The organism is Pseudarthrobacter sp. J1738, from assembly GCF_050490315.1.
Classification (GTDB): Bacteria; Actinomycetota; Actinomycetes; order Actinomycetales; family Micrococcaceae; genus JBNPEO01.
In genome coordinates this window covers 1-7,401 of the sequence record NZ_JBNPEO010000020.1, presented here as the reverse complement: position 1 = coordinate 7,401, position 7,401 = coordinate 1, and the positions used below count along the sequence as shown (strand labels likewise).

Annotated in this window: 1 protein-coding gene and 4 rRNA genes; all 5 read right to left on the bottom strand. The window is 54.9% G+C overall.

The window, feature by feature from the left end; all coding sequences use genetic code 11:
* Nucleotides 1-1,550: ribosomal RNA gene (locus ACQR35_RS14635) — 23S ribosomal RNA — on the bottom strand; the annotation flags it as partial.
* A gap of 536 nt (nucleotides 1,551-2,086) precedes the next feature.
* Nucleotides 2,087-3,609: ribosomal RNA gene (locus tag ACQR35_RS14630) — 16S ribosomal RNA — on the bottom strand.
* Between the two features lie 567 nt (nucleotides 3,610-4,176).
* Nucleotides 4,177-5,187: a patatin-like phospholipase family protein gene (locus tag ACQR35_RS14625; protein WP_430270467.1), complete on the bottom strand. Its 1,011-nt coding sequence runs from the start codon at nucleotides 5,185-5,187 to the stop codon at nucleotides 4,177-4,179.
* A gap of 295 nt (nucleotides 5,188-5,482) precedes the next feature.
* Nucleotides 5,483-5,599, bottom strand: a 5S ribosomal RNA gene (gene rrf, locus ACQR35_RS14620).
* Nucleotides 5,600-5,866: 267 nt separating this feature from the next.
* Nucleotides 5,867-7,401 (bottom strand): 23S ribosomal RNA (locus ACQR35_RS14615); the annotation flags it as partial.

Sequence of the window (7,401 nt, the reverse complement as noted above, 5' to 3'; positions counted from 1 at the left end):
GTATTGGCGGTTTTTCGCCGGTACGGGAATATCAACCCGTTGTCCATCGACTACGCCTGTCGGCCTCGCCTTAGGTCCCGACTTACCCAGGGCAGATTAGCTTGACCCTGGAACCCTTGATCATTCGGCGGACGGGTTTCTCACCCGTCTTTCGCTACTCATGCCTGCATTCTCACTCGTGTAGGCTCCACCGCTGGTTTACACCGCGACTTCACCGCCCACACGACGCTCCCCTACCACTCCGTACGACTGAACCACAAAGGCTTGTCTACTATACGAAATCCACAACTTCGGCGGTGTACTTGAGCCCCGCTACATTGTCGGCGCGGAATCACTTGACCAGTGAGCTATTACGCACTCTTTTAAGGATGGCTGCTTCTAAGCCAACCTCCTGGTTGTCTGAGCAACTCCACATCCTTTCCCACTTAGCACACGCTTAGGGGCCTTAGTTGGTGGTCTGGGCTGTTTCCCTCTCGACTATGAAGCTTATCCCCCACAGTCTCACTGCTGCGCTCTCACTTATCGGCATTCGGAGTTTGGCTGACGTCAGTAACCTTGTAGGGCCCATTAGCCATCCAGTAGCTCTACCTCCAATAAGAAACACGCAACGCTGCACCTAAATGCATTTCGGGGAGAACCAGCTATCACGAAGTTTGATTGGCCTTTCACCCCTACCCACAGCTCATCCCCTCCATTTTCAACTGAAGTGGGTTCGGTCCTCCACGACGTCTTACCGTCGCTTCAACCTGGCCATGGGTAGATCACTTCGCTTCGGGTCTAGATCACGCCACTGCAACGCCCTATTCAGACTCGCTTTCGCTACGGCTTCCCCACACGGGTTAACCTCGCGACGTAACACTAACTCGCAGGCTCATTCTTCAAAAGGCACGCTGTCACACCCATACAGACAAGCTGCAGATGCTCCAACGGATTGTAAGCACACGGTTTCAGGTACTATTTCACTCCCCTCCCGGGGTACTTTTCACCTTTCCCTCACGGTACTGGTCCGCTATCGGTCATTAGGGAGTATTTAGGCTTATCAGGTGGTCCTGACAGATTCGCACGGGATTTCTCGGGCCCCGTGCTACTTGGGATACCAAACCAGGCGGTGTACAAACATTACAGTTACGGGGCTAACACCCTCTACGGCCGGCCTTTCAAGACCGTTCACCTATACCTACACTCTCACCTCACCAGTCCGGCAGAACTGGAACGGATGGTCCCACAACCCCGGTCATGCAACGCCCGCCGGCTATCACACATGACACGGTTTAGCCTGATCCGCGTTCGCTCGCCACTACTAACGGAATCACTATTGTTTTCTCTTCCTGCGGGTACTGAGATGTTTCACTTCCCCGCGTTCCCTCCACACAGCCTATGTGTTCAGCTGCAGGTCACCAGGTAACTCGCGCCCCTGGCGGGGTTTCCCCATTCGGAGACCCTGGGATCAAAGTCTGGTTATCGACTCCCCCAGGAATATCGCAGATTCCCACGTCCTTCATCGGCTCCTAATGCCAAGGCATTCACCGTGTGCCCTTAAAAACTTGACCACAAAGATCAATAAAACACTTTCGAGAGAACCATGAAAACCACCACCACACCCCAAAGGGCACGACGACAGATCCAGGTTCATAATCTTAGAAATTGCTTCTTTATAAGATGCTCGCGTCCACTATGTAGTTCTCAAACAACAACCCCGTACCCCACACCAACAACACACCAAACAGTGCACCGCATCAGTCAAGGCCAGGAAACCGAAACAAACAAAACCACCAACCCCCACAACACACACCACCAAAGCAGCACGCATCACAAAACAATCAGCGGCCCTGTTGCCTCAGGACCCAACAGTGTGCCAAAAATCCCCACCAACCCCCACCAACCACATCCTTTCCACAACCCCTCCACCCAAAAGCGAAGAAAGCCCGTACTCAAACACAGCCAGCAAAAACCAGCAAAGCATGCCTATTGATATTCCACCCATGAGCACCCACCGTGGAACAAACGTCCACGCAATGAGCTATAACTCTTGACCACACCAACAGCAACCATACAGTCACCACCAGCAATGGCAGAGGCTCCTTAGAAAGGAGGTGATCCAGCCGCACCTTCCGGTACGGCTACCTTGTTACGACTTAGTCCCAATCGCCAGTCCCACCTTCGACGGCTCCCTCCCACAAGGGGTTAGGCCACCGGCTTCGGGTGTTACCAACTTTCGTGACTTGACGGGCGGTGTGTACAAGGCCCGGGAACGTATTCACCGCAGCGTTGCTGATCTGCGATTACTAGCGACTCCGACTTCATGGGGTCGAGTTGCAGACCCCAATCCGAACTGAGACCGGCTTTTTGGGATTAGCTCCACCTCACAGTATCGCAACCCTTTGTACCGGCCATTGTAGCATGCGTGAAGCCCAAGACATAAGGGGCATGATGATTTGACGTCGTCCCCACCTTCCTCCGAGTTGACCCCGGCAGTCTCCCATGAGTCCCCGCCATTACGCGCTGGCAACATGGAACGAGGGTTGCGCTCGTTGCGGGACTTAACCCAACATCTCACGACACGAGCTGACGACAACCATGCACCACCTGTAAACCGACCACAAGTGGGGGACCTGTTTCCAGATCTTTCCGGTTCATGTCAAGCCTTGGTAAGGTTCTTCGCGTTGCATCGAATTAATCCGCATGCTCCGCCGCTTGTGCGGGCCCCCGTCAATTCCTTTGAGTTTTAGCCTTGCGGCCGTACTCCCCAGGCGGGGCACTTAATGCGTTAGCTACGGCGCGGAAAACGTGGAATGTCCCCCACACCTAGTGCCCAACGTTTACGGCATGGACTACCAGGGTATCTAATCCTGTTCGCTCCCCATGCTTTCGCTCCTCAGCGTCAGTTAATGCCCAGAGACCTGCCTTCGCCATCGGTGTTCCTCCTGATATCTGCGCATTTCACCGCTACACCAGGAATTCCAGTCTCCCCTACATCACTCTAGTCTGCCCGTACCCACCGCAGATCCGGAGTTGAGCCCCGGACTTTCACGGCAGACGCGACAAACCGCCTACGAGCTCTTTACGCCCAATAATTCCGGATAACGCTTGCGCCCTACGTATTACCGCGGCTGCTGGCACGTAGTTAGCCGGCGCTTCTTCTGCAGGTACCGTCACTTTCGCTTCTTCCCTACTGAAAGAGGTTTACAACCCGAAGGCCTTCATCCCTCACGCGGCGTCGCTGCATCAGGCTTTCGCCCATTGTGCAATATTCCCCACTGCTGCCTCCCGTAGGAGTCTGGGCCGTGTCTCAGTCCCAGTGTGGCCGGTCACCCTCTCAGGCCGGCTACCCGTCGTCGCCTTGGTAGGCCATTACCCCACCAACAAGCTGATAGGCCGCGAGTCCATCCAAAACCACAAAAAGCTTTCCACCAACCACCATGCGATGGAAGGTCATATCCAGTATTAGACCCAGTTTCCCAGGCTTATCCCAGAGTTAAGGGCAGGTTACTCACGTGTTACTCACCCGTTCGCCACTAATCCCCCAGCAAGCTGGGATCATCGTTCGACTTGCATGTGTTAAGCACGCCGCCAGCGTTCATCCTGAGCCAGGATCAAACTCTCCGTTAAAAACTAACCAAACAGACACAACCAAAACCATGGAAATAACACAGCAAATGATTGCACTAAATTCGAAACCAGCTGAAAACCAGACCACACACACGGGGTGCGCACAGCCTGGCAAAATCAACCAATCAAAAAACAATCGGTATCAATAAACTTGGCACACTATTGAGTTCTCAAACAACAGGCACTACCGGCACCACCCCAACCCCTCAACAGGATCAGAACTCGCTCCGGAGCAACTTTTCAAACTTACCCGATTCACCACCAAACCGCAAATCCATATTCCAGGACTCACACCAGCAGCAAACACAACCCACAACCACACTCAGACGCCCAAAAAGACGACCAAACCATGGCCTAAAAGAAAGGGGGGTGGCCACCCGCGGTCCCAGCTCAACGCTGTTCCCCTCGCGGCGACTCAAAAAACAATACACCCCACCAACACCCAACACAAATCCGGTAGGCGCTGCGCCACTTCCGCATCAACACGCGGAATTTCGGGGTATATGTCCCCACTTTCTACCTGAATGGAAGAAAAGTGATCTTATGGCGTGCATCACTCCGCAGGATTCAGGCGTCGGCCACATATTGGCCAGCGGCCCTGCCTTGCGCGAAACCGGCCTGTGCCGCCAAGGGACGCAGTGACAGATCCATGGCATTGACCCCAAAATAGTTCGCGGCCTCCCCTTCAGGAAATATGGTTGCCACTTTGCTGCCAGCGGACCGCAGCTCAGAGACTTGGGAAGCCAGATCCACCCCCCACTCGCTGGGCGTTCGGGACCTGCCACCAAAAGGTGAGAGCACCAAAACCTCTTTGTATCCCTTCACCACGTCTGCATTATCGGCGTTCGTCCGGTAGCCGCCGTCGACATAGTGATTTTCACCAATCTGATATGCAAAACCACTCGAGCAGCTGGCCGCCACGGCATCTACCAGGTTCACGCCGCTCTCCAAGTCGAAGGTCACTGGGTCACCACTCACGGCGTCGACGGCGGTGACGAACACTCGTTGTTCCGGCCAGACATCCCCAACGAATCTAGAGGCAACGGTCGCGCGCCAACGCTCTTGGAAAGCAACGTCCGACGACGCTTCCCGGCTAAGTGCCCAGGCGCCGATACGCCGACGCATGTCAGTGATGTCCACTGATGCAGCGATGACTTCGCCAGTCGCACCAAGCTGGCCGTTCACCATACGACGCGGCGCCTCGGACGCCGCCACCGGTGGCATACTACTACGCTGCGGCGAGACTCCGCCTAGTTCCCGCTCTGGAAGAGAGGGTGCGCGCTCATTCATGATGGCCTCGAACAGCTCCGCCGGTGTGGCTCCGCTGGTGATCTGCGCAGCTGCGGTTGCACCTGCAGAAGTTCCTACGATGAGGTCAAAATCCTTGACTCTGCAGCCCGCGTCAACGAGACCTGCTACAACGCCAATGAGCCACGCGTTCCCAGTGGATCCACCCCCGCCCAGAACTAGTGCCCGCTGACGCGACTGAATGGGATGAGACTGAGTGGAATGCGGCTGAACGGCCGTTGGCGTCTCTGCGGGGTGGGAACCAGTAACTGAAGATGAATTTGTGTTCATGGGAATGGCCTTTCGCGATGTGCGGGCATTCCCAGACGGCGCGAGTTCTAGATAACCCGACCGCAGGACCATGAACTGCGAGGGAGGCCCATTACGGATACTGCTTTCACGGGTCTCACCTCCTAGCAAAATTCAATGATGACAAAAGTCTCGCGGTCAATAAAAGGATAATACCCACGCACGCAACCTGCGTCGAGTGGGTTGGGGTCCTGTGGGCCGGGTTGGGTTGGTGTGTGGTTGTTAAAGTAGTAAAGCCCCGTACCTGTGTGGGTGCGGGGCTTTACTATGAATGGTTGTCCGGCGGTGTCCTACTCTCCCACACCCTCCCAGGTGCAGTACCATCGGCGCTGTGGGCCTTAGCTTCCGGGTTCGGAATGGGACCGGGCGTTTCCCCCACGCTATGACCGCCGTAACCCTTTGACCCTGTCCCCCAACCATGTGGTGGGGCGGGTAGTCTTTGGTTACAACAATAGTGGATAAACCATGGGCAAACACGTGGTGTGTTTGTTACTGGTTCCTGTATTTTGTTGTGTATTTTGTTGTGTTTTTTTGTTCCCTGTTCAATAACAGCCTCCCCTGGGTGTGACCAGGTTTGGTGTTGTTGTTTGGGAACCACATAGTGGACGCAAGCAGTCTTGTTCTCTTTACCCAACACAACCCACAAGTGGGGGGTGTTGGTGTGGTGTAAGTTATCGGCCTATTAGTACCGGTCAGCTTCACGAGTCTTTAGTCCCCGCTTCCACATCCGGCCTATCAACCCAGTGGTCTGGCTGGGGGCCTCTCACACACAAGGTGTATGGAAATCTCATCTTGAAGCAGGCTTCCCGCTTAGATGCTTTCAGCGGTTATCCCATCCGAACGTAGCTAATCAGCGGTGCACTTGGCAGTACAACTGACACACCAGAGGTTCGTCCGTCCCGGTCCTCTCGTACTAAGGACAGCCCTTCTCAAATTTCCTGCGCGCGCAGCGGATAGGGACCGAACTGTCTCACGACGTTCTAAACCCAGCTCGCGTACCGCTTTAATGGGCGAACAGCCCAACCCTTGGGACCTACTCCAGCCCCAGGATGCGACGAGCCGACATCGAGGTGCCAAACCATGCCGTCGATATGGACTCTTGGGCAAGATCAGCCTGTTATCCCCGAGGTACCTTTTATCCGTTGAGCGACGGCCATTCCACAATGTACCGCCGGATCACTAGTCCCGACTTTCGTCCCTGCTTGAGATGTCTCTCTCACAGTCAAGCTCCCTTGTGCACTTACACTCGACACCTGATTGCCAACCAGGCTGAGGGAACCTTTGGGCGCCTCCGTTACTTTTTAGGAGGCAACCGCCCCAGTTAAACTACCCATCAGGCACTGTCCCTGACCCGGATTACGGGCCGAAGTTAGATGTCCAAAGTGACCAGAGTGGTATTTCAACGATGACTCCACAACAACTAGCGTCGCTGCTTCACAGTCTCCCACCTATCCTACACAAGCCACTCCGAACACCAATACCAAACTATAGTAAAGGTCTCGGGGTCTTTCCGTCCTGCTGCGCGTAACGAGCATCTTTACTCGTACTGCAATTTCGCCGAGTTTATGGTTGAGACAGCGGGGAAGTCGTTACTCCATTCGTGCAGGTCGGAACTTACCCGACAAGGAATTTCGCTACCTTAGGATGGTTATAGTTACCACCGCCGTTTACTGGGGCTTAAATTCTCAGCTTCGCCCTTACAGGCTAACCGGTCCTCTTAACCTTCCAGCACCGGGCAGGAGTCAGTCCGTATACATCGTCTTGCGACTTCGCACGGACCTGTGTTTTTAGTAAACAGTCGCTTCCCCCTGGTCTCTGCGGCCCCGATCCCCTCCCACCAGCAAGTGGTGTTCAAGGTTGGGGCCCCCCTTCTCCCGAAGTTACGGGGGCATTTTGCCGAGTTCCTTAACCATAATTCTCTCGATCGCCTTAGTATTCTCTACCTGATCACCTGTGTCGGTTTGGGGTACGGGCGGCTAAAACCTCGCGTCGATGCTTTTCTCGGCAGCATAGGATCACTGAATCCCCCCATACGGGAGTCCCATCAGATCTCAGGCACCATGAATGGCGGATTTGCCTACCATTCGCCCTACATCCTTAGACCGGGACAACCATCGCCCGGCTCAGCTACCTTCCTGCGTCACACCTGTTAATACGCTTACCTCCTAGGATCAGGTCCCACGCCGCACACCCGGT